We start from the raw sequence: 23,197 nt of genomic DNA on the forward strand, positions 1-23,197 counted from the left end.
AACGACTCCAAGCAGCAGTTGATTTTATTTTGGTGGTGTATGGGGATGATCTTTGATCAACTAATTCCACACTGAACATCAGACCAAATCGAATTGCTTTGCAGCTTTAATTCAGCCGCTAATCCAAAAAAGCGACTATATCTACGCGCGCTTGAAGTGCGTCTCGACCGATAGAGATAAATGCAGCTTGGCTGACCTGCGCAAGTGCGTCGTTGTCTTGCTCCGAAAAGCCTGCATCGATTCCAATGCGAGAGGCGCAGCTCGACAATTCTCAGTATTTAGTCCTGCTTTAAAAGGCGAAGTCCGTTAAAAATCACAATCAAACTCGCCCCCATATCGGCGAACACCGCCATCCACAAGTTCGAGTAGCCCAGTAGCGTCAGCGCAAAGAAGCAAATTTTGATACCCAAAGCGATGCTGATATTTTGAATTAGCACCTTGGAGCAGCGGTTGGACAACGTAATCAGCTCGGCGATTTTACTTAAATCGTCTTGCATAAATGCCACATCGGCGGTCTCTAAAGCGGTCGCACTGGCCGCCGCGCCCAAAGTCATGCCAATATCGGCGCGCGCCAATGCGGGTGCGTCGTTGACCCCGTCACCGAGCATCGCAACTGGACCCAACTCCTGCAATTCAGCGATGTGCTTTTGTTTGTCTTCAGGAAGTAGGCATGAATAAATTTTAGTAATACCCACTTCTTGTCCAACGGTTTCGGCAGTGCGTCCATTGTCGCCAGTGAGCATGGCGGTATTGATTCCCATGCTGCGTAGTTGGGAGATTGTCGCTTGGCTATTCTCACGCACTTGGTCAGCCACGGAAAACAGTGCTAAGGCGATTTGATGTTGGGCATGCGCCAAAATCACCACGGTATTGCCCTTGCTTTCCAACTGCTCAATTTGGCTTATTTGCGCAGTAGTTAGCTTGACTTTGGTTTCTGCCATTAACAGCACGTTACCCAGTACATAGCTGATTGGATGGGTTTCATTCAAAATATCGCCCATCACGCCGCGACCTGTTAAAGACTTAAAGTTGCTGACATAGTCAACTCGGCGCGCTTGTTTTTTATGCGCTTCAACGATGGCATTGGCGATCGGATGTTGCGATAAGCTGTTGAGGCTGGCCGCTAATTGCAAACACATTGCTTGATCTAAATTAGCTAGCGGAATGATGTTGTTTAACACCGGCTTGCCAATCGTGAGCGTGCCGGTTTTATCAAATGCGATGGTTTTTAAATGACGCGCTTGTTCCAAATATTGTCCGCCTTTGACCAAAATCCCACGGCGCGCAGCGCTGGTGAGTGCGCTAACAACGGTAACTGGCGTTGAGATCACTAAAGCACAGGGACAAGCAATTACCAGTAAAACTAAGGCTTTGTAGATGCTATCGTGCCAGCTTGCGGCGAACAACAAGGGTGGAACTGTCGCCATCAATAACGCCGCCATAAAAACGCAGGGTGTATAAATTTTGGCGAACCGATCAATCATGCGCTCAGTCGGGGCGCGCTGCTGCTGCGCTTGCTGAATCGCGGTTGCGATACGATCTAAAGTCGTGCTGCCAGCGGCTGCGGTGACTTGGTATTCCAAGCTACCGTCTTCGTTTAAGCTTCCCGCAAAAACAGCATCCCCCTTATTTTTGAAAACCGGCATACTTTCTCCGGTAATCGGTGCTTGGTTCACGCTGGAAGTGCCGCTGCTAACGATGCCATCTAAGGCAATGCGCTCACCTGGACGAGCGCGCACGATTTGGCCGACGTTGATTTGATTGCTCGGTGACAGTTGCCAAGTACCGTTTTCTTGGCGCACTAAGGCCGACTCCGGCGCATGTGCTTGCAATGCCGAGATCGCGTTGCGTGCTCGGTCTAAACTCGCTGCTTCAATTTTTTCCGCCAAGGTGAATAAGAAAATAACCACCGCCGCCTCGGGGAATTGCCCAATCAATAGCGCGCCAATGACCGCGACGCTCATTAATAGATTGATGTTCAAATTAAAGTGACGTAACGCGGTCCAGCCTTTTTTAAGTGTCGATGTTCCGGCCAAGGCCACCGCAAGCAGCGCAGTAATAGCCACGACATAGGTATTCGCGCCAGACCAATCGAGTAACTCCGAACTCAGCGCTAAAACTCCGGATGCTGCAAACATTGCCCATTCGATTTGCGGTGAATGGGATGTCGATTTGCTTGGATCGTCGAGTAAATCAATATCAATCAATTTGCGATGGATATCTTGTTCATCGTCTAAGGTGTGCGTGACGGTCAAGACGCGATTAATTAAATCAAATTCGAGCAAATGAATCTGTTCGTTTTGCGCAAACGCTTGGCGGATTAAGTTAGCTTCGGTTGGGCAATCCATAGCGGTTAAGGTCAACTTTAAAACCGACGCATTAGACGGCACGGCTGATTTGTCGCCAACTGCCGGAACCGCATCGTGCTCATCGTGCGCGTGCGTGTGGCTATGATTCGTGTGCTCTCCATGATCGTGTGAGCAACCACCTCCATTGGCGTGGCTGTGGCCGTGCGAATGCTGTTTTTTTGGTTTGAGTTGGAGGTAATTTGCCATGCGATTTCACCTTGTTGGGTAAATTGAACTTTTAATGCTTATCGTTAAGATAAAGCCTGAAGTCGCTACAGGGTCAAGTGTTTTATAATGGCGCATTCGTTTTTTAGTCATCGGGAGAAATCATGCGTATCGGTGAATTGGGTCAGGCAACGGGCGTGGATGTGGAAACTATCCGCTATTACGAGAAAACCGGCTTATTGGCCGAACCAACTCGGCTAGCCAATGGCTACCGCAGCTACAGTCAGGCGCACTTAGAGCGCCTGTCGTTTATCCGCCATTGCCGTGCTTTGGATATCCCTTTGGCTGACATTACACGCCTCGTCTTCTTCATGATGCAGCCTAGTTCAGATTGCGGCGATATCAATAGCTTAATTGATCAGCAAATCGCCAAGGTGAGGGCGCGCTTGGCCAGTATGCAGGCGCTGGAGAACCAATTAACGACGTTGCGCTCGCGCTGCGATGCCGAACATTCTGGCTTGGAATGCGGGATTTTGCATGAGTTGGTGGCCGCTGCCCACGGTGAAGCCTGTGCATGCCACACGAAGCCGGCTTAGTTGGATAGTTAGTCGCCACGCATGTTGAAACGTTTGTTCACAAAATTCTGCTTTACTGAAAATTGTTTTAGATTTAAAGTAATTTCCGCTTTAGTGGCTTCAGAAATCCTTGGGTTGTGCGTTTATCAGTGTCTCTAATAAGGAAATCACATGCAGACAGCGCATCAAGATACTTTTGCGGCGGATAACTTGCCGCCACGCGCATCGTGGCCGGAATTAATTTTCGATTTGCCCCATTTGCACTACCCAGCGCAACTCAATTGCGCCCAAGAATTGCTCCAACAAGCGAGCGCCCAGTCCGACAAAGTCGCGTTAATTGGTGCAGAAAACAACCTGACTTACGCTCAATTGCGGCAACAGGTAAATCAAATTAGTCATGTCTTGGTCGAGCAACTACATGTAATTCCTGGTAATCGCGTGCTTTTACGCGGCGCAAATTCTCCGATGTTGGTAGCGTGTATTTTGGCGGTCTGGCAGGTCGGTTGTATTGCAGTTCCTAGCATGCCGATGTTGCGCGCTAAAGAACTTGGCGTGATGATCGAGCAGGCGCAAATCAGTGCGGCGCTGTGCAGCGAAGCGCTGAAAGATGAATTACTGACCGCACAAAGCGAACATCCCGTTTTACGCCAAATCATGTATTACGGCGGCACGCCAGCGCAGCAGCAATTGCCTTCCAGTTTGCACGCGGCGATGAAAGATAAATCCAGTCAATTCAAGCCTGTGGCGACCAGTCTGGAAGATGTTTGCCTCATTGGATTTACCTCTGGCACAACCGGAAAGCCCAAAGCGACAGCGCATTTTCATCGTGATGTAATGGCGATTTGTGATTGCTTTCCTGTCTCCACCTTACGCAGCCAAGCCGAGGATATTTTTATCGGTACGCCGCCACTTGCATTTACCTTTGGTTTAGGCGGCTTGGCCTTATTCCCGCTGCGGGTCGGGGCCACAGCCGTATTGCTAGAAAAATACACACCCGAGACGTTGCTACAAGCGATTCAACAGCATCGCGCCACTATCTGTTTCACCGCCCCGACGTTTTACCGGCAAATGACTGCCATCATGCTGCAAGCGGCGAGCAAGTTCGATTTATCCAGTCTGCGCAAAACTGTCTCAGCCGGTGAGGCCCTGCCTGCTGCCACCCGCGCAACGTGGCAAACGTTAACCGGTTTGCGCATGATAGACGGTATCGGTGCAACCGAAATGCTGCACATTTTTATTTCAGCGGCGGATGATGAAGTACGCGCCGGTGCTACCGGAAAACCCATCCCCGGTTACCAAGCCACCATCTTAGATGGTGAAGGCAACCCAGTCCCGGTCGGCGTGGTGGGGCGCTTGGCGGTTAAAGGGCCAACTGGCTGTCGCTATCTGGCCGATCCGCGCCAAGCCAATTACGTCTGCAATGGTTGGAACGTGACCGGCGACGCCTATGTGATGGATGACGACGGCTACTTTTGGTATCGCGCCAGAACCGATGACATGATTATTTCGGCGGGCTACAACATCGCCGCGCCAGAAGTTGAGGAAGTGCTGCTGCAACACCCAGCAGTGGCCGAATGCGCGGTGGTCGGTTGTCCCGATGAAGAGCGCGGGCAAATCGTCAAAGCCTATGTCGTGTTGGCTGCCGACTTTGAGCCAAATTCAGCGTTAGAAAAAACGTTGCAAGAGTTTGTCAAAGCCACGATTGCACCGTATAAGTATCCGCGTTCAATCGAATTCAAAACCACCTTGCCGCGCACGGATACCGGCAAATTACAACGTTTTAGATTAAGGGAGTGCGCATGAACATTGTTTGCGTGGGCGGCGGTCCTGCCGGATTGTATTTTGGCCTGTTGATGAAGCTACAAAACTCCGATAATCGGATCACCATTGTTGAGCGTAATCGTCCCTACGATACGTTCGGGTGGGGTGTGGTGTTTTCCGATCAAACGCTGAATAATTTATTTCATGCCGATGAAATCAGCGCACAAAAAATTCTCAATGCGTTTAATCATTGGGACAAAATTGATGTGCATTTTAAAGGTGAAACCATCACCTCAGGTGGCCATGGTTTTTGCGGAATTGGACGGCAACATTTATTGAATATTCTGCAAAAGCGTTGCGAAGAATTGGGCGTCGATCTGGTGTTTGAAAATGATGTGCAAGACGAAGTTGCGTTAGCACTGCAATATGATGCGGATTTAGTCGTGGCATCGGATGGCTTAAACTCCCGTATTCGGACGCGTTATGCCGACAGCTATCAGCCCGACATTGAAACTCGTTTTTGCCGCTTTGTCTGGCTGGGAACTAAGCAGCAGTTTTCTGCCTTTACGTTTGCCTTTGTTGAAACAGAATTCGGCTGGTTTCAAGCGCATGCGTATCAATACGATGAGCAATTTTCTACCTTTATTATTGAGACGCCCGAAGATGTTTGGCTAAAAGCGGGTCTCGATAAAATGGAGCAAGAGCAGGCGATTACATTTTGCGAAAAAATCTTCGCTCGGTATTTAAATGGACATGCACTATTAAGCAATGCCAAGCACTTGCGCGGCTCATCCAATTGGATCAAGTTCCCGCGCATTATCTGTAAAAATTGGGTGCATCACGCCCAGATCGGCGGCAAGTCCGTGCCGATTGTCTTGATGGGCGACGCAGCGCATACGGCGCATTTTTCGATTGGTTCAGGAACTAAGTTGGCGCTAGAAGATGCGATCGAATTGGCGAGTTGCTTTAGCCAGTTTGGGCCGCATGGCAAAGCCCAAGTGCTAGAAAAATACCAAGCCTTACGCTCGGTGGATGTGCTCAAAATTCAAAGCGCCGCACGCAATTCAATGGAGTGGTTTGAGCATGTTGATCGCTATACCGCCATGCAAGCACCGCAGTTTGCCTATTCCTTATTAACCCGCAGCCAACGCTTATCGCACAATAATTTACGTTTGCGCGATCCTGACTATATTCGTGGCTACGAAGAATGGTTGGCAAACCAGCTTGTACCGAAAAAGGGAGACAGCGCCAAGCCAATTCCGCCTATGTTTTTGCCATACCAAGTACGTGAAATAACGTTAAAAAACCGCATCGTCGTCTCGCCAATGGCACAATACTCGGCGCAAGATGGTTTGGTGGGCGACTACCATTTGGTGCATCTCGGTGCGCGGGCAATGGGCGGAGCAGGGCTGGTGTTTGCTGAAATGACCTGCGTATCGGCTGATGCGCGTATTACTCCTGCATGTCCCGGTTTGTATGAGGAGCAACACGTCACCGCGTGGCGTCGCATTGTCGATTTCGTACATGCTAACAGCACGGCAAAAATCGCCGTTCAGCTCGGTCATGCCGGTGCCAAAGGCGCTACCAAGCGCGCTTGGGATGGCATTGATCAGCCGTTAGAGCAGGGTGACTGGTCGTTGCTATCGGCCTCAGAACAAACCTACTTGGCCGGTGTGTCGCGTACCGCAAGAGCGGCGACCTTGGACGATTTGCAGCGGATTAAGCAGGATTTTGTGCGGGCGACTTTAGCAGCGCAAGATGCTGGTTTTGATTGGCTGGAATTGCATTGCGCGCATGGATATTTGCTGTCCTCGTTCATTAGTCCGCTGACCAACAAGCGCAACGATCAGTACGGTGGCAATCTAGAAAATCGCTGTCGTTATCCGCTCGACGTGTTTGCCGCGATCCGCGCAGTTTGGCCGCAACATAAGCCCATCAGTGTGCGTATTTCGGCGCACGATTGGGTCGAAGGCGGCATTACGCCAGATGATGCGGTCGCTATTGCGCGGCTGTTTAAAGCGGCTGGCGCAGATATGATCGATTGTTCGTCGGGACAAGTTAGTAAATTAGAGAAGCCAGTGTATGGTCGGATGTTTCAAACGCCGTTTTCAGATCGGATTCGCAATGAAGCGCAGATTCCGACGATTGCGGTTGGCGCGATTACCGATGCCGATCAGGTCAACAGCATTATCGCTTCAGGTCGGGCAGATTTGTGCGCCATTGCGCGGCCACATTTAGCCGACCCAGCGTGGACCTTGCACGAGGCGGCTAAATTAGGTTTCACCGACATCGATTGGCCGCTGCAGTATCAAGCAGGTAAGCTGCAATTGGAGCGCAATCTGTCCAAAGCATCGGAAAAATAAATGCACTCCCAATCACAAACAAATTTTAAAAAACACCTTGGCACGCGATGAATAATTTAAAAGCAGCATTAAAAGGAAAACATGCTCTGGTCACCGGCGCATCGCGTGGCATTGGCTTAAGCATTGCACAAGCCTTGTTGCAGCAGGGCGCAAAGGTAACAATCGCGGCACGCAATCAATCTAGTCTTGAGCAAGCGACAGAGCAATTAAGTGCATTTGGCGACGTGTTCAGTGTCGTAATGGACGCGACCAATGCTGACTCAATCGCTCAAGCTGTTAGCCAAGCGCAAGCGTATTTTGGTGCTATCGCGATCTTGGTCAATAACGCTGGACAAGCTCAGTCAGCGCCATTTTTACGCACGGATTTAGCCCAGTTCGATGCCATGTTTGATGTCAATGTGCGTAGCGTTTTTATGTGCTCGCAAGCAGTTTTACCCAAGATGTTGGAAAATAGCTGGGGTCGGATAGTCAATATTGCGAGTACAGCGGGCTTGAAGGGCTACAGTTATGTGTCCTCGTATTGCGCTGCCAAACACGCTGTGATTGGTTTGACGCGCTCGTTGGCGATGGAAGTCGCTAGCAAAGGCGTGACAATCAATGCGATTTGTCCCGGTTATACCGAAACCGAACTCGTGCGCGATGCCATTTCCAATATCATGCGCAAGACCGGTCGGACCGAAGAACAAGCAAGAGCAGAATTATCGGCCAGTAATCCGCAGGGCAAATTGATTCAGCCTGAACAAGTAGCCAGTGCAGTGGTGTACTTATGTTTGCCAGCGTCTTCGGGTATTAACGGTCAGGCCATCGCAATTGACGGTGGCGAGACCGCTTAGCAAAACGTTCAATAAATCGAATAAACATATATCGGAGATTTTGGGATGGAACCAGTTGATTCAACAGCTTTTAACGAGTCACAGATAGGCGGGTCAAGCCAGTCTGCGACAATCGATTTAGAAACCAGATTGACCAATGACCACCATTTGTCCTTGCGGTTATGGCTCAGAATGTTGTCGAGCACAGTCAAAATCGAAAATGAAATCCGCAGCCGTTTGCGCGTTGAATTTGATATCACCTTGCCGCGCTTCGATTTGATGGCGCAGTTAGAACGCCATCCAGAAGGCTTGCGCATGGGGGAGTTATCCAAACGTATGATGGTCACCGGCGGCAATGTCACTGGAATCGCGACCCAGTTAGAAAAAGAAAAGCTCATTGAGCGCATGGTTGATGTTAACGACCGCCGCTCCTTTAGTCTGAAACTAACCGAAGAGGGAATTGCCGCCTTCAAAAAAATGGCCGAAGTACACGAGCAGTGGGTAGAAGAATTAGTCGGTGGCTTAGATGCTGATGAAAAGCAGCAATTGATTCAGCTGCTATCGAAAGTGAAAGCAGGCGTGAAATGAGTTCGTCCTCCTATTTGCCGGGCAAACCAGATCAATTGCCTGGCAACCACCTTTCGTTTGCTGGTTATCAGGCCAAGCACGTTGGCTTTGAACTCCAAAACAAGGTCGCCACGATTACCTTAAATCGCCCCGAGCGTAAAAACCCGCTGACCTTTGAATCCTACGCAGAGTTGCGTCAATTGTTTATGGATTTGCCTTACGCAGATGATGTAAGCGCGGTGGTGTTGGTGGGCGCGGGTGAGAATTTTTGTTCGGGCGGCGATGTGTTTGAAATCATTGGCCCGCTCACTGAATTGGATATGCCGAGCTTGTTGCGCTTTACGCGGATGACGGGCGACTTAGTGAAAGCCATGCGCGCTTGCCCGCAACCGATTATTGCCGCCATTGATGGTGTGTGCGCCGGTGCTGGTGCGATATTGGCCATGGCGTCCGATATACGCTTTGGAACTGAGCGCAGCAAGACGGCATTCTTATTTACTCGCGTTGGCTTGGCTGGTTGCGACATGGGCGCGTGTTCCATTTTGCCACGCATCATTGGACAAGGCCGTGCCGCTGATTTGTTGTATTCGGGTCGTTCTATGTCGGGTGTGGAGGCGGAGCGTTGGGGCTTTTTTAACCGACTGTGCGAACCTGCCGAGGTCTTACAGCAAGCCCAACACTACGCAATCGACCTAAGCAATGGCCCCACCTTTGCGCACGGCATGACCAAAAAAATGTTGCAGCAAGAATGGTCGATGAGCATAGAACAAGCGCTGGAAGCCGAAGCTCAAGCACAGGCGATTTGCATGGCTACTAACGATTTTCATCGTGCTTATCATGCGTTTGCGGCTAAACAAAAGCCGCAATTTGAAGGGAATTAAATGTCGGCATCCAGTTATTTGAGCTGGCCTTTTTTTGAGCCGCGTCATCAGCAATTAGCTGCCCAACTAGATCAATGGGCTCGCAGCAATTTGTCGCATTGCCACGGTTCGGACGTGGATCTTGCGTGCCGTGAATTGGTTGTGCAATTAGGTCAAGCGGGTTGGCTGCGACATGCCATCGCTGGCACAGAATATGGCGCGAATGCCGACCAGATTGATACCCGCATGATTTGCGTAATCCGCGAAACCTTGGCGCGTCACAATGGGTTGGCCGACTTTGCTTTTGCAATGCAAGGATTGGGCTCTGGTGCGATCAGCCTGTTTGGCGATGCTTCCCAGCGCGCTAATTATTTGCCTAAAGTGGCGCAAGGCCAAGCAATTGCGGCCTTTGCATTATCCGAGCCAGAAGCTGGATCGGACGTCGCTGCCATGCAATGTGCAGCAAAACTGGTCGGCGACTATTATGAATTAAATGGCGAAAAGACCTGGATATCGAATGGCGGTATTGCAGACTTTTATGTCGTGTTTGCCCGCACGGGAGAACAGCCCGGTTCGCGCGGAATTTCGGCTTTCATCGTTGATGCCGATAATCCCGGTTTGGACATTGCGGAGCGTATCAACGTGATCGCACCGCATCCTTTGGCCAGGCTTAAATTTACGAATTGCCGCATCCATTCATCGCAACGCATCGGCGTCGCTGGGCAGGGTTTTAAAGTAGCGATGGCTACGCTAGATGTGTTCCGCACGTCGGTTGCCGCCGCAGCGCTTGGATTTGCGCGCCGTGCAATGGATGAAGCGTTGAGCCACGTTAAACAACGCAATATGTTTGGTAAAACCTTGGCCGATTTTCAGTTGACGCAAGCGAAATTGGCGCAAATGGCGACTGGCATTGATAGCTCAGCATTACTGACTTACCGGGCCGCTTGGCAGCGCGATCAGGGACAAAAAGTGACCAAAGAAGCGGCCATGGCTAAGATGGCGGCCACTGAAACGGCGCAGCAAGTCATCGATGCCGCGGTGCAGTTGTTTGGTGGTTTGGGCGTGGTCAGTGAGATGCCGGTGGAGCGGCTTTATCGGGAAATTCGCGCGTTGCGGATTTACGAAGGCGCAACCGAAGTGCAGCAATTGATTATTGCGCGTGAACTGTTAACCGAGACTAATTAAGAGCATGATATTTACCACTAATTTAAAAATTCGTTTTGGGCATGTCGATCCTGCGGGAATCGTGTTTTATCCGCGTTATTTTGAGTTTTTTAATACCGTCATTGAAGAATGGTGTGAACAGGCGTTAGGTGCTGGGTTTAATCGCATGCATACCGAGTTTGGGTACACCTTGCCGATGGTGAATGCCGAGTGTGCTTTTATTGCGCCGACGACCTTGGGTGAGACGTTGGTGGCGCAGTTGAGTTTATCCAAGATGGGGAATTCTTCCATTCATGTTGGGATCGAGTTGTTGGGGGAGGATTTGCTGGTTCGGATTCGGGCTAAGTTGGTGTTGGTGTTGATGGATTTGGAATCTAGGCGGGCAATTCCTTTGACGGAATCGTTGAGGGAGTTGATGGCCCCCTATTTGAATGAAGTTGATGGGCGATGATTTTATTTACTAGTTTTGTTGTTGAATGACTTGAGGTCGGGGGCGGTTAGGCGGTTAGTTACCTTTTTTGCCTCGCCAAAAAAAGTAACCCCAAAAGGCGAATACGCTATTTTGGAAACCCTGAAAAACTAGGCGCAAAAATGGGAAAGAAGTGAAACTGGCTGCGTTCAACGGAAATGTCAAAAGTAACTCCATCGTCAAAAGCAACTTCATGGTCAAAACCAACTTCATCGTCAAAACCAACTTCAACCTTAATGCCAACCCAAAGCCAACCCAAAGCCAACCCAAAGCCCAGCTAAATCTACCGCTCACCGTTCAAAATTTATCCCGCAAATTTGCTCGTAAAACAAGGAAAGCATCGTCATGAGTACATCGTCAAATTCCATGCAGTTTTTGCAACCAGATGGTTGGGTGTCGCCAAAAGGATACGCTAATGGTATTTCTGCAACGGGGCGGCAGATTTTTGTTGGTGGGATGATTGGGTGGGATGGGCAGGGGCGGTTTCATACGGATGATTTTGTGGGGCAGGTTAGCCAAGCCTTACAAAATGTCGTGGCGGTGCTGCGAGAAGGTGGTGCTGGGCCGGAGCATATCGTCAGAATGACGTGGTATGTGATCGATAAAAAAGAATACGTCGCCGCTTACCCTGAGATCGGCAAAGTCTATCGCGAGATTATTGGGCGACATTTTCCGAGTATGACAGCGGTACAAGTCGCAGGACTGATCGAAGATCGTGCAAAAGTTGAGATCGAAGTGACGGCAGTTGTGCCAGAATAGCGGACTAGAACTAATTCACGCTTTGCAGTCAGTACACTTAATTTATTCATACTAAAAACGAAGGAAACACGATGTCAAAAGCAGCTTTCCAATGGGACGATCCACTTTTAATCAATTCACAATTAAGCGACGAAGAACGCATGGTGCGCGATGCCGCGCAAGCGTATTGCTCTGAACGCCTTGCGCCGCGGGTGTTGGAAGCCTTCCGTCATGAGAAAACCGATCCCGCGATTTTCCGCGAAATGGGCGAACTCGGTTTGCTCGGTTCTACCATTCCAACCGAATACGGTGGCGCTGGCATGAACTATGTTTGCTACGGTTTGGTGGCGCGTGAAGTGGAGCGGATTGATTCTGGCTACCGCTCCATGATGAGTGTGCAAAGTTCCTTGGTAATGGTGCCGATTAATGAATTTGGTAGCGAAGCGCAAAAACAAAAATATTTGCCTAAATTAGCCACTGGCGAATGGATAGGCTGTTTCGGCTTGACCGAGCCTAATCATGGTTCCGACCCAGGCAGCATGGTGACACGCGCTAAAACCGTACCGGGTGGTTATTCGTTGTCGGGCGCAAAAATGTGGATTACCAACAGCCCAATCGCCGATGTATTTGTGGTCTGGGCTAAAACCGACGATGGTCGCATCCGTGGCTTTATCTTGGAAAAAGCTTGGAAAGGCTTAACTGCGCCAGCCATTCACGGCAAAGTAGGTTTGCGCGCATCGATTACTGGTGAAATCGTCATGGACGAAGTGTTTGTGCCGGAAGAAAACTTATTGCCGCACGTAGAAGGTTTAAAAGGCCCGTTCACCTGTTTAAATTCCGCTCGTTACGGTATCGCTTGGGGCGCGTTGGGCGCGGCAGAATTTTGCTGGCATATGGCCCGTCAATACACCATGGATCGCAAACAATTTGGCCGTCCATTAGCAGCCAATCAGTTAATCCAGAAAAAACTCGCTGACATGCAAACTGAAATTACATTGGCATTGCAGGGTTGCTTGCAACTCGGTCGCATGAAAGATGCAGGCACGGCGGCGGTAGAAATTACCTCAATCATGAAGCGTAACTCTTGCGGCAAATCCTTGGACGTAGCGCGTATGGCGCGTGATATGTTGGGCGGTAACGGGATTTCGGACGAGTTCGGTATTGCACGGCATTTGGTTAATTTGGAAGTGGTCAATACTTACGAAGGTACGCACGATATTCATGCCTTGATTTTAGGTCGTGCCCAAACGGGTATCGCGGCGTTTTAATGTGAAATTAAATTGGTCCTAAAACCCTAACCCACGTTATTAGCTTGTTACGGGTGACAGTGTTGGGGAAACGATAAGAAAGCCGGTTTGCTGCAGTGTGCCAGCAGCCGGCTTTTAAGTTTTTAGAACTGGCTTGATACAAAGCAAGCCTAATTGATTGAGATTTGTTAAACTTGCACCTCTTTGTAATTCCTTACTTTGCTAGACCTCGATTTAATCCTTGGCGTTTAACGCTGCGTTAATTATCGGGTTAGCCAATCTGCTTCTTCCTCTTTATTACCCATGCCAAATTCAGCCAATATGTCTGCTGCGACCACGTCCGAACTTTCTTCATTAAAAACACTTCCAGAATTATTCGCATGGCGGGTGAACACAACGCCAGATGGTGAAGCCTATCGCCAATTTGATAGCGTAACCGGTCAGTGGATCAGTTCGACTTGGGCTGAAATCAATCAATTGGTGTCGGTATTTATTCGTGCGTTAGCGCAGCACGATTTAGAGCGCGGCGCGCGGGTGGCGATCTTGCTCCCCAACGGCATCCACGCGGTGTGTATTGATCAAGCGACCTTGGCCTTAGCGTGCGTTCCGTTACCTATGCATGCGCTCGATAATCCAGAAAGTATTGCCTACATTCTCAACGACAGCGAAGCCAGTTTTTTAATCGTTGAGTCTGACGCGCAATGGAAGGCGATTGCGGAATGTGGGATTGATTTTCCCGCTTTGCAGCAGGTGGTGGCGCTCAACAAAACCTTGGAAGATACGGCGCAAATCCATTCAACTCCGCTCAGCACGTTGGAAGAATGGTTGATTATCCCCGGTAAGGTGAAACCTATCGAAGTACCGACCGTCGATGAATCCGAATTGGCAGCCTTGGTGTACACATCCGGCACCACCGGCAAGCCCAAGGGCGTGATGCTTACTCACCGCAATGTGATGACCAATGTGATTGCCGCCGTGTTGCGCGTGACGCCGGTTCCGAGTGATGTGTTTTTATCCTTTTTGCCGTTGTCGCATACCTTCGAGCGCACCGCTGGTTATTACTTGCCAATTGCCGCTGGTGCGTGCGTGGCGTATTCGCGCTCCAACAAACAATTACCGCAAGATTTATTGGAAGTGCGGCCCACGATTTTGATCTCGGTACCGCGCATTTATGAGCGTGTGTATAGCGTCATTCAGACCAAATTAGCCGGCTCAAAGTTACAGGCGTATTTGTTCAATAGCGCAATAGCCGTCGGCTGGCGGCGCTTTAGCCGTGAACAAGGTTTGTTGGTTGGTGATAGCTTGACCGCAGCCACGGACGCATTGGCGTGGACAATCTTAGATCCATTAGTAGCGCAGAAATTACGCGCGCAATTTGGTGGACGTTTGCGTGTCGCGGTTAGCGGCGGTGCGGCGTTATCACAAGCGATTTCGCATTGCTTTTTAGGTTTGGGAATCCCGATTGTGCAAGGCTACGGCATGACCGAGACTGCTCCGGTGGTGGCATTCAACGCACCCGACGATAACGATCCTTCCACAGTTGGTCGCGTGATGGCGCAAGTGGAAGTGCGTATTGGTGAAAACTCGGAACTCCAAGTCAAAGGCCCCAACGTTATGCGCGGCTATTGGAAGCGTGACGAAGATACCGCCAAAGCGTTCGTCGATGGTTGGCTGCGCACGGGCGATCAAGCCGAAGTGGTGAATGGTCGGGTGCGTATTTTGGGGCGTTTAAAAGAAATCATCGTCACTTCAACCGGTGAAAAAATCGCGCCAGTCGATTTAGAACTGGCGATTATGAATGACAACGTGTTCGAGCAAGTGTATGTCTTTGGCGACAACGCGCCATTTATCGGTTGTGCGGTAGTGCTAAGTCGCGCTTATTGGAAAGAACTCACTGCTTCATTGGGATTGGATGCCGATAATTTGACTAACTTGGTAAATGCTCAAGCAGTCGAAGTTGTGCTGAAACGCATCCGCGAGCTAACCCAGAGTTTCCCCTTTTATGCCCAGCCTAAAGCAGTGATTTTGTCGATTGAACCGTGGACAGTTGAGAATACTTTGATTACTCCAACGTTAAAATTAAAGCGCAATAATCTCGCGGCACATTTTGCTGAGCAGATTCAAAAAATGTATAAACGTTGAACGTGCTTGGTTACCGTTAGCGCCCGCTTTATATTGAAATTGACATCAAATTCGACGCGGCGTTTTCAGGGCTTAAACCGATTCAGTTGCAATGAGCAGTTCAACCTCGGTAGCAATTAGTTTTTAGGCCCGCGTCGATCAACAAAGTAACTACTGCCCGGTGTTTTCTTAGCCATCTTTTTGGTTTCGGCCAGCATGCTCGACAGTTCCGCTGGCGTGCTGATAGTGTTTGGTTTAACCGGCACAACACCGGCCGAGAGGCTAACTAGCGGGTGCAAAATTTCAACGCCCTGACGATTTTGGGTGATGATTCCTCCCGCCGCCAGCGTTTCTTCAGAAAAAAAGCTCAGTATCGCTTTATCAAACTTACTCAAAATAGTTTGGATCCGCGCCTGCCAATCTGCTGATTTAAATATCACCGTAAAATCATCGCCGCCAATATGACCCAAAAAATCGCATTCTTGGTTGATCGCATTGGCAAGCAATGTCGCGGTGAGCAAGATCACGTGATCGCCCGCGTGATAGCCATATACATCGTTAAACGGTTTGAAATTATCCAAATCAAAGTAGGCAACAACAAAGGCCGCTTGGCTATTTAAGTTCTCTAAAATTTGTTCATCAATCGGGACATTACCCGGCAATTGGGTCAAGGGATTGGCGTAACGTGCCGACGTGATTTGCATGTCGGAGACGGCCTTTAATAGATCGGTCATTTTGCCGGAACCAAAGTAGCGTCCGTTTTCGGTGACGATAAAACCGTCTGCGACCAAGCGATCATCTAAGCCAGAAATCATTTCCGACATACTGCGCAATGTGGTCGATACGTCGAAGATCAAAGGATTTACGTCCATGATATTGGTGCAGGAGCGGGCGCCAAAAATCTCATTGAAATATTTTTCAGTGCCGCGGCGTAAAATTTCTAACGAACGAATCACGCCGACCACTTTTTCTTGATCATCAATCACCGGCAAGGAGTTCAAGCGTCGATCTGCTTGAAACGTGCTGATGACGTCTTTGCACGACAACTTCGGATGAGCGACCGAAGTTTTATGGGCTAAATTTCCAGCCGTAATGGTATTGGCTTTTTTCGATAAATTGATGGGCGCAGAATTAAAGTTGGGTCGGGTTGATTCTAATAATTTTAAAATTCGAGTTTCAACCGTGGAGAGCGGTTCGTAGCACGGTTTTGCGATCAAATAGCCTTGGATTAGGTTCACACCTTGGATGCGCAGCGAGCGCAGATCGGCTTCTTCTTCCACCCCTTCACCAATGACCTTGGAGCCTGCTTTGGCGGCGATATCGACGATTGATTTGACGAATTGCTGTTTGAGTGTGTCCTTGTGTATGCCATCGATAAAATGGCGATCAATCTTCACAAACTGCGGCAGCATTTTGATCCAGCGTTTAAGGCTGGCAAATCCCTCGCCGAGATCATCAATGGCCATGGAAAAGCCGAGTTCTTTCAAGCCTGTAATGCCGCGCTCTAGCGCGAATAAATCGTCGGTGGCGCGAGTTTCTGTGAGTTCGATCACGATTTGATTGGGTGAAAGGCCATTCAATTGCAATTCGTCAAAAATCTCACGATGGAAGTTAATCGATGTCACCACCGAATCAACTGTGAAATTTAAAAACAGCAAACCAGCCAGTCCTAGTTCTTTAAATCTCATCAACGATTTCTTGAGGACGATGAGTTCTAACTTGGACAATTTGTTAAAGCGCGCCGCCATCTCAAACAATACCAACGGAGAGTGTAAGGGCGAATCAGAGGGGCCGCGACACAGTGCTTCCCAACCCAATACTTGGCCGCTGTTGGCGTCGATAATTGGCTGGAAATGGATAGTCAACTGCGCGCCCTCGATGATCTGATCGAGCTCAATCGACAGTTGGGTTTGCGTAAAGTCGCTATAGATCGGTATAGGTGAGGACATTTCTTGGGTTCTGACTAGGTGTAGCAGGTACAGACCATGTTGGATACTTGATTCTTAATTATTTATCACTAATGGGGCGCATTAATGACAACGGGCAAGTATATGACTCAATTGTGACCGGGTGATTTATTGCCACGCCGCTTTAAGGCTGATTTTGCCAATTGTTGACTATGTTTTAGTAAAGTTTTTGCACCTTGTCACCCTAAAGATTTTTGTCGTGCGCCAATTTGAGAGTTAGATGACGTCATTCTTTATAAAAATATATCGGCAGCCGATGTTGCGCCGGACATTGTTAAAAACTTGTATTCCCATCATCCATTTCCTATTGTGAAAACACGGCATTAAATTCAATTAACAAAGCCGTTGAAGATCGCCACAAAAAATAATAAAAAATCACATAAATATTGATTTGTTATTCTTGTCCGCCTGCAGCACTGAGTTTGAGCTGGGAGCGTGATCAAGCAAAGAATCAATTCATGGGAATACGCACAGCATGCAGAAACAATTTCTAACGAGAGCGCTGAAGCTACTTGCGGTCGCGTTGGTGACCAGCGCCTTAGCCGTTTGGTTGGTGCAATGGGCGCTGAGCCCGACGTATTCGATTGCTTGCGCCACGCTCATCGCGGTAGTTTGCAGCGTCGCCACGGTCGTGTTTCTCCCAATCCAAAAGGCTGATAGCCGGGTTGAATCGTTTGCCCAACAAGTCGGCTCTGAGATTGATCATCTGATGATCGGGGCGGCGGAGACCTCGTTTTTTGTCGACTTGGTGAAGAAAAAAATCGAGCAAGACGTTGCGACGATTAACAACGTTGCCGATCGCTCTGAGCAAAACGCCGCTTCCGCGATTCAAATTGCTGCCAGCACTAATCGAGCCGTGCAGGTCGCGCAAGAAGTGCGTCAAGAGGCGATTTCTGCGCATAGTTTTATTGGTCATGGTTTGCGCCAAATTAGCGACGCGCAGCAGGAAGCGCAAACGGCGCTGGGCATGATGATCGAGCTACAAAAGAAATCACGCCACATTCATGGCATTACTGAAGTCATTAATGAAATCGCGGCGCGCACCAATTTGCTAGCGCTCAATGCCGCCATCGAAGCGGCACGTGCGGGCGAACATGGACGTGGCTTTGCGGTGGTAGCGGGAGAAGTGCGCCAACTAGCCCAGCGTACCAAATCGGCGACCGATGAAATCGGTTTGATGGTGCGCGAAATTACCGATCAATCGAAATTGGCCTCCAGCGGAATGGATAGCCTGTCCGAAAAAGTGACCCAAGCAGCCACCAATGTCGATCGCTTGAACACGGTTTTGGTCAATATTGAACAATCATCGACCGAATCGGAACGCGAAATTGAGCAAGCTGCGGCAGCCGCGCACGCGCAAGTTGAAACGACCAATGTGATTAACGATGCGCTGGCGCAAATGCGTCAAAGTATGGCCGCTACCGAGCAATCATTACCACCAGCGGCCAACTCCGCCACGATGCTAGCTGAGCGGGCCGAGCAGATTGCTGGCGCATTAGCTGATTCCGGAATTGTTACCTCCCACGACCAGATAAGACTGGCGGCGCAGCAGGCAGCCAAGCAAGTCGGTGAGCTATTTAGTGCTGCCATCGCGCAGGGAAAAATCAGTGAGCAAGCCTTATTCGATCGGCGTTATCAACCGATTGCCAACACCAATCCGCAAAAATACAGCAGCAGTTTTGACGCCTTTACCGATCGGGCGTTACCCGAATTGCAAGAGGCCATATTGGCCAAAATGCCGCATATCGCCTACGCTGGCGCGGTCGATAACAACGGCTATTTCCCGACCCACAATAAGAAATTTTCTCAACCTTTAACCGGCGACTACGACGTCGATATTGTCAATAATCGCACCAAGCGCATATTCAATGACCGCACCGGTTCGCGCTGCGGCTCCAATAAGCAGCCATTTTTATTGCAGACGTATAAGCGCGACACGGGCGAAGTGATGCACGATTTATCGGCGCCGATATTTGTCAATGGCAAGCACTGGGGCGGGTTTAGGATAGGCTATAAGTCCGCAAGCTAGTTATAAAAATCCATCCTTCTTGCCATCGTGCCGCCCATACATACGGCATTCGGCGGTCAGCGCTAACAGATTCGGATCGCGTTCGCGGATTTTGGGCAGCAGCAGGGTAATACGTTGCTGCGCGCCGTAATTCGATTCGAGCGGAATTAATTCAATTTGGCTGCTGAATTTAGCGACCCGGCCGGGTAGCAAGCTGTAACCGATGCCGCCGCTGACCAAGTTAATTAGCGAAAAAATATCTTGCACCCGCATGCTGATATTCGGACTGAATCCAGCCTTCTCAAAGCAATACCAAAAATCTTGTGAGGTTACAAAGCCATCGGCCAATGTGACGAATTTTTCTTGATGTAAGTCGGTTAAATTGATTTGAGTTTGGCCGCTATATGGTGAATTAAGTGGTGCGGCTAGAAATATATCGTCGTCGAACAGGGGGATGGACAATAACTCGGGATCAAGCGCATCGTGGAATTCGCTTTTGGTATGCACGCCAATAACAATCGCATCGAGTTTGCCATCGGCCAATTGCTGCAGTAAATCGCGGTTTGAGCCTAGCGTTAAATCGATATCCAAAACGGGTTTGCGTAATTTGAGACCGATCATTAATTGTGGGATGCAGCGCAGCGTGAGCGAATAGAGTGAACCGATTTTTAAGCGTTTGGCGTTGAATCCGGCGGTTTCGCGTACTTTTAAAATACCGTGTTCACATTCTTCGACGGCGCGTTGCGCGAATTCGGCAAAGGTGTAAGCGGCCTGCAAAGGTATTAAGCTGCGGCCTTCGCGCTTAAACAAAGGGCAGCGCATGGCTTCTTCCAAAGAATGCAGCGAACGATGCACGCTCACGGTACTCACGCCCAACAATTCGGACACCCGCGCCATGTTATTGAGTTTCATAAATGCCAAAAAAACTTCCAGCTTTTTAAAGCTGATTGCGTCGTCAATAGCCATGAAAAGCATCCTTTCGCGTGATTTATGGCTTTAGTTTAAATTAGTTTATTACTTTTAGGGTAATGAACTCGCACTTAGTGTCATTGACATGCAGATTGTGAGTTCTTATTCTCTGTTTCACCAATAACAATGATTAAAGGAAACAAGGATGAAGCAATCTGCACCCGCGCCGCTCAGTCCTCAATGGAGCAAGCGCCGCACCGAAAAGCACCGCCGCTTAGCCTTGGTTGAAAAATTGGCGCAAGGCCCCGTGCTGAAAACGGCCGACATTGTTCAAGCGCTGTCCTTATTGATTTGCCCGGGCGACCGCGTGGTTCTTGAAGGTAATAATCAAAAACAAGCTGACTTCCTCTCACGCGCGTTGGTGCAAGTTGATCCGGCCAAAGTCCATCATCTGCATTTAATTATGCCCAGCGTTAGTCGACCTGAGCACTTGGATTTGTTCGAGCGCGGCATCGCCCGCAAGCTCGATTTTGCTTACGCTGGCGCACAGAGTTTGCGCATCGCCCAGTTTCTGCAAGACGGGATTATGGACGTTGGTGCGATTCACACCTACGTTGAGTTGTACGCCCGTTTGTACGTCGATTTGACCCCAAACGTTGTGCTGGTTGCCGGTTTTAAAGCCGACCGCCAAGGTAATTTATATACCGGTTCAAGCACCGAAGATACGCCAGCGTTGGTTGAGGCAGCGGCCTTCCGCGACGGTATTGTGATCGCGCAAGTCAATGAAATTGTCGATGATCCAGCGGATTTGCCGCGAGTGGATATTCCCGGCTCATGGATTGATTTTGTAGTGCAGGCAGATAAACCGTTTTTCTTGGAGCCGCTGTTTACCCGCGATCCGCGTTTGATTAAGCCGGTTCACGTGCTCATGGCAATGATGGCCATTCGCGGTGTGTACGAAAAGCACCAAGTCCAGTCGCTCAATCACGGTATCGGATTTAATACCGCCGCGATTGAATTGATTCTGCCAACCTACGGCGAAAAGCTAGGGCTGAAAGGCAAAATATGCAAAAACTGGACGCTTAATCCGCATCCCACCCTAATTCCTGCGATCGAGTCCGGTTGGGTCGAAAGCGTGCATTGCTTTGGTGGCGAATTGGGGATGGAAAACTACGTCGCAGCGCGGCCCGATGTGTTCTTTACCGGGCGCGATGGCTCCATGCGCTCAAACCGCGCCTTCTGCCAATTAGCGGGTCAATATGCGGTGGATTTGTTCATCGGCTCGACTTTGCAAATGGACGGTTTAGCGAATTCGTCCACGGTCACACACGGCCGCTTAACTGGCTTTGGCGGCGCGCCAAACATGGGGCACGATCCAGGTGGACGGCGTCACGCCAGTCCGGCGTGGTTAGATTTAATTGAAACCGACGATCCATTAGCACGCGGCAAAAAGCTGGTGGTGCAAATGGTAGAAACATTCCAAAACGGAGCCCAGCCCAGCATCGTCGAGACCCTCGATGCGGTGCAAGTTGGTAAAGATTCGGGCATGCCAATCGCGCCGGTGATGATTTATGGCGACGATGTTACCCACGTGCTGACTGAAGAAGGCATTGCCTACCTGTACAAAGCCGAATCGTTAGAGCAGCGTAAAGCGATGGTCGCAGCAGTCGCAGGCGTTACGCCCATCGGCATGAAGCACGATCCAAAGACGACCACTAAATTACGCCAGCAAGGCTTGATCGCTTTGCCGCAAGACATGGGCGTGGCGCGCAACGAAGCAACGCGTTCCTTGTTAGCTGCAAAGAGTGTCGCTGATTTGGTCACATGGTCGGATGGCTTATACGAACCACCTGCAAAATTTAGGAGTTGGTAATCATGCTGATTATTGAACACGATATTCAATTGGAGACTGTTGAGCCGCTAAGTATTGATGCCGACGCGGCAAACCAAACGGCTGGCAAGTTAGCTCATTACGTTGTAGCGGCTTTAGTGGATGAAGCGACACTGACCCCCAAACCCGGTTTGGTCGATATGCGCAGCCGCGGATCGCACATTGATTTGAGCTGGAGCTTAATGTGCGAAAGCGCTTATGCATTGCATCCCACTTTTGCGGCAATGGCGCATGCTGGGATGACGATTAATAATCGACAATTATTGCGTGAAAAAATCGGTCAACTAGGACGCGAAGGCGAAGCCTGGATGATGGATGTAACTGGTGGCGTCAACACCCACCGTGGCGCGATCTGGGCATTGGGATTACTAGTCACTGCTGCAGCACAAGATTTACACGACATCTCACCAAAAGCGGTCGCCGAACGTGCTGCTTTATTAGCACAAACCAAAGATCAGTTCGCGCCCGTTATCACTGGCAACAAAGGCGAAATCGCTTGCCAACAACACGGTGTGGGCGGCGCTAAATTGCAGGCGCAAAGGGGCTTTCCGTTAGTGGTCAATGTGGCGTTGCCGACCTTGCAGCAATCTCGTCAATCCGGTTTGAAGGAAAGCAGCGCCCGACTCAATGCGCTATTGGCGGTAATGACGCAATTGGATGACACCTGCGTTTTATCACGCGGTGGAGCCGCAGCGTTAGCGCTGGTGCAAGCAGGCGCGCAGCGGGTGCTAGACCTCGGCGGAGTGACGACAGCATTCGGAAAAGCAGCCTTTAATCAATTGGAAGCAAATATGTTGGCGCAAAACGTTTCGTCGGGCGGTGCCGCTGATATGTTGGCCGCCGCCTTATTTTTAGATCGATTAGCGCTCGACGCTAAGCACTTGGCGAACGAGGTGAATTAATGGAAAAACTCAATTACGAATTCGCCCTCGCAGCGAATAGCAAGGCGCAAGCGATTCAACAACAAATTTTAGTTGGTGTGGTTGGCTCAGGTGACTTGGAAGTCTTGGTCGAGCGCAATCAGCACAAGCCCAGCGCAATCAGCATTCAAATTACGACCTCAGTGGACGGCATGAGTCACGTCTGGGAAGCGCTCATGCAGCGCATTTTTGCGGACACTGAATTACCTGCTTTGCAGATCGAAATCAACGATTTTGGCGCCACCCCCGGCGTGGTACGTTTGCGCTTAGAGCAAGCGTTGGAAGAGCTTGGTTTGGCTAACTAAAATCAAA

18 protein-coding genes are annotated in these 23,197 nt (G+C 49.8%); 15 read left to right on the forward strand and 3 right to left on the reverse strand.

Going from position 1 to position 23,197, the window contains the following annotated elements; genetic code table 11:
- Positions 1–278: 278 nt before the first annotated feature.
- Entirely contained in the window at positions 279–2,555 is a 2,277-nt protein-coding gene (locus E2I14_RS07105; protein ID WP_133326835.1) for a heavy metal translocating P-type ATPase, read from the reverse strand.
- A gap of 122 nt (positions 2,556–2,677) precedes the next feature.
- Here E2I14_RS07105 and cadR point away from each other — a divergent pair, with 122 nt between their 5' ends.
- The 11 genes from cadR to E2I14_RS07160 all read left to right on the forward strand — a co-directional run bounded on the left by cadR (position 2,678) and on the right by E2I14_RS07160 (position 15,211).
- The gene (cadR, locus tag E2I14_RS07110) at positions 2,678–3,109 is read left to right on the forward strand and encodes a Cd(II)/Pb(II)-responsive transcriptional regulator (protein WP_133326837.1); all 432 of its coding nucleotides are present in this window, start codon (positions 2,678–2,680) and stop codon (positions 3,107–3,109) included.
- Between the two features lie 150 nt (positions 3,110–3,259).
- The gene (locus E2I14_RS07115; protein ID WP_133326839.1) at positions 3,260–4,891 is read left to right on the forward strand and encodes an AMP-binding protein; all 1,632 of its coding nucleotides are present in this window, start codon (positions 3,260–3,262) and stop codon (positions 4,889–4,891) included.
- Positions 4,888–7,212 carry a bifunctional salicylyl-CoA 5-hydroxylase/oxidoreductase gene (locus tag E2I14_RS07120; protein ID WP_133326841.1) on the forward strand — a complete coding sequence of 775 codons (2,325 nt, stop codon included), beginning with the start codon at positions 4,888–4,890 and terminating at the stop codon, positions 7,210–7,212. Before E2I14_RS07115 ends, E2I14_RS07120 begins: the two co-directional genes overlap by 4 nt.
- 47 nt (positions 7,213–7,259) lie before the next feature.
- Positions 7,260–8,045, forward strand: coding sequence for an SDR family NAD(P)-dependent oxidoreductase (locus tag E2I14_RS07125; RefSeq protein ID WP_133326843.1), 786 nt, complete (start codon positions 7,260–7,262; stop codon positions 8,043–8,045).
- A 45-nt stretch (positions 8,046–8,090) separates the two neighbouring features.
- Positions 8,091–8,612: a MarR family winged helix-turn-helix transcriptional regulator gene (locus tag E2I14_RS07130; protein ID WP_133326845.1), complete on the forward strand. Its 522-nt coding sequence runs from the start codon at positions 8,091–8,093 to the stop codon at positions 8,610–8,612.
- Positions 8,609–9,472, forward strand: coding sequence for an enoyl-CoA hydratase family protein (locus E2I14_RS07135; RefSeq protein WP_133326847.1), 864 nt, complete (start codon positions 8,609–8,611; stop codon positions 9,470–9,472). Before E2I14_RS07130 ends, E2I14_RS07135 begins: the two co-directional genes overlap by 4 nt.
- Entirely contained in the window at positions 9,473–10,636 is a 1,164-nt protein-coding gene (locus tag E2I14_RS07140) for an acyl-CoA dehydrogenase family protein (RefSeq protein WP_133326849.1), read from the forward strand. It begins immediately after the preceding gene.
- 4 nt (positions 10,637–10,640) lie between these two features.
- Positions 10,641–11,066 (forward strand): acyl-CoA thioesterase, encoded by a 426-nt coding sequence (locus E2I14_RS07145; protein WP_133326851.1) that lies wholly within the window; start codon positions 10,641–10,643, stop codon positions 11,064–11,066.
- A 384-nt stretch (positions 11,067–11,450) separates the two neighbouring features.
- On the forward strand, positions 11,451–11,843 hold the full coding sequence (locus E2I14_RS07150) for a RidA family protein (RefSeq protein ID WP_133327143.1): 393 nt from the start codon (positions 11,451–11,453) through the stop codon (positions 11,841–11,843).
- Positions 11,844–11,914: 71 nt separating this feature from the next.
- Positions 11,915–13,090 carry an acyl-CoA dehydrogenase gene (locus E2I14_RS07155; protein WP_133326853.1) on the forward strand — a complete coding sequence of 392 codons (1,176 nt, stop codon included), beginning with the start codon at positions 11,915–11,917 and terminating at the stop codon, positions 13,088–13,090.
- 282 nt (positions 13,091–13,372) lie between these two features.
- Positions 13,373–15,211: an AMP-dependent synthetase/ligase gene (locus E2I14_RS07160; RefSeq protein ID WP_227544628.1), complete on the forward strand. Its 1,839-nt coding sequence runs from the start codon at positions 13,373–13,375 to the stop codon at positions 15,209–15,211.
- A 116-nt stretch (positions 15,212–15,327) separates the two neighbouring features.
- On the opposite strand, the gene E2I14_RS07165 is transcribed toward E2I14_RS07160, so the two are convergent.
- Positions 15,328–17,139, reverse strand: coding sequence for a GGDEF domain-containing protein (locus tag E2I14_RS07165; protein WP_133326855.1), 1,812 nt, complete (start codon positions 17,137–17,139; stop codon positions 15,328–15,330).
- A 493-nt stretch (positions 17,140–17,632) separates the two neighbouring features.
- Here E2I14_RS07165 and E2I14_RS07170 point away from each other — a divergent pair, with 493 nt between their 5' ends.
- On the forward strand, positions 17,633–19,186 hold the full coding sequence (locus E2I14_RS07170; protein WP_133326857.1) for a methyl-accepting chemotaxis protein: 1,554 nt from the start codon (positions 17,633–17,635) through the stop codon (positions 19,184–19,186).
- Here E2I14_RS07170 and E2I14_RS07175 read toward each other — a convergent pair whose 3' ends face one another.
- Entirely contained in the window at positions 19,187–20,131 is a 945-nt protein-coding gene (locus tag E2I14_RS07175) for a LysR family transcriptional regulator (protein WP_133326859.1), read from the reverse strand.
- Between the two features lie 148 nt (positions 20,132–20,279).
- Between E2I14_RS07175 and mdcA the strand changes: the two genes are divergently transcribed.
- The 3 genes from mdcA to E2I14_RS07190 are packed head-to-tail and all read left to right on the forward strand — an operon-like array spanning position 20,280 to position 23,190.
- Positions 20,280–21,947, forward strand: coding sequence for a malonate decarboxylase subunit alpha (gene mdcA, locus E2I14_RS07180; RefSeq protein ID WP_133326861.1), 1,668 nt, complete (start codon positions 20,280–20,282; stop codon positions 21,945–21,947).
- A gap of 2 nt (positions 21,948–21,949) precedes the next feature.
- Positions 21,950–22,867 (forward strand): triphosphoribosyl-dephospho-CoA synthase, encoded by a 918-nt coding sequence (locus E2I14_RS07185; protein ID WP_133326863.1) that lies wholly within the window; start codon positions 21,950–21,952, stop codon positions 22,865–22,867.
- Entirely contained in the window at positions 22,867–23,190 is a 324-nt protein-coding gene (locus E2I14_RS07190; protein ID WP_133326865.1) for a malonate decarboxylase subunit delta, read from the forward strand. The genes E2I14_RS07185 and E2I14_RS07190 overlap by 1 nt, the downstream gene beginning before the upstream one ends.
- Positions 23,191–23,197 lie beyond the last annotated feature (7 nt).

It is taken from the genome of Sapientia aquatica (genome assembly GCF_004358105.1).
Classification (GTDB): Bacteria; Pseudomonadota; Gammaproteobacteria; order Burkholderiales; family Burkholderiaceae_D; genus Solimicrobium; species Solimicrobium aquaticum.

Bases quoted from the DNA above. Each gene is read 5' to 3' on its own strand.
- E2I14_RS07150 (WP_133327143.1), top strand. From the start codon at position 11,451: ATGCAGTTTTTGCAACCAGATGGTTGGGTGTCGCCAAAAGGATACGCT.
- E2I14_RS07105 (WP_133326835.1), bottom strand. From the start codon at position 2,555: ATGGCAAATTACCTCCAACTCAAACCAAAAAAACAGCATTCGCACGGC.
- E2I14_RS07135 (WP_133326847.1), top strand. From the start codon at position 8,609: ATGAGTTCGTCCTCCTATTTGCCGGGCAAACCAGATCAATTGCCTGGC.
- E2I14_RS07185 (WP_133326863.1), top strand. From the start codon at position 21,950: ATGCTGATTATTGAACACGATATTCAATTGGAGACTGTTGAGCCGCTA.
- E2I14_RS07155 (WP_133326853.1), top strand. From the start codon at position 11,915: ATGTCAAAAGCAGCTTTCCAATGGGACGATCCACTTTTAATCAATTCA.
- E2I14_RS07125 (WP_133326843.1), top strand. From the start codon at position 7,260: ATGAATAATTTAAAAGCAGCATTAAAAGGAAAACATGCTCTGGTCACC.
- E2I14_RS07165 (WP_133326855.1), bottom strand. From the start codon at position 17,139: ATGTCCTCACCTATACCGATCTATAGCGACTTTACGCAAACCCAACTG.
- cadR (WP_133326837.1), top strand. From the start codon at position 2,678: ATGCGTATCGGTGAATTGGGTCAGGCAACGGGCGTGGATGTGGAAACT.
- E2I14_RS07130 (WP_133326845.1), top strand. From the start codon at position 8,091: ATGGAACCAGTTGATTCAACAGCTTTTAACGAGTCACAGATAGGCGGG.
- E2I14_RS07140 (WP_133326849.1), top strand. From the start codon at position 9,473: ATGTCGGCATCCAGTTATTTGAGCTGGCCTTTTTTTGAGCCGCGTCAT.
- E2I14_RS07175 (WP_133326859.1), bottom strand. From the start codon at position 20,131: ATGGCTATTGACGACGCAATCAGCTTTAAAAAGCTGGAAGTTTTTTTG.
- E2I14_RS07160 (WP_227544628.1), top strand. From the start codon at position 13,373: ATGCCAAATTCAGCCAATATGTCTGCTGCGACCACGTCCGAACTTTCT.
- E2I14_RS07115 (WP_133326839.1), top strand. From the start codon at position 3,260: ATGCAGACAGCGCATCAAGATACTTTTGCGGCGGATAACTTGCCGCCA.
- mdcA (WP_133326861.1), top strand. From the start codon at position 20,280: ATGAAGCAATCTGCACCCGCGCCGCTCAGTCCTCAATGGAGCAAGCGC.
- E2I14_RS07145 (WP_133326851.1), top strand. From the start codon at position 10,641: ATGATATTTACCACTAATTTAAAAATTCGTTTTGGGCATGTCGATCCT.
- E2I14_RS07170 (WP_133326857.1), top strand. From the start codon at position 17,633: ATGCAGAAACAATTTCTAACGAGAGCGCTGAAGCTACTTGCGGTCGCG.
- E2I14_RS07120 (WP_133326841.1), top strand. From the start codon at position 4,888: ATGAACATTGTTTGCGTGGGCGGCGGTCCTGCCGGATTGTATTTTGGC.
- E2I14_RS07190 (WP_133326865.1), top strand. From the start codon at position 22,867: ATGGAAAAACTCAATTACGAATTCGCCCTCGCAGCGAATAGCAAGGCG.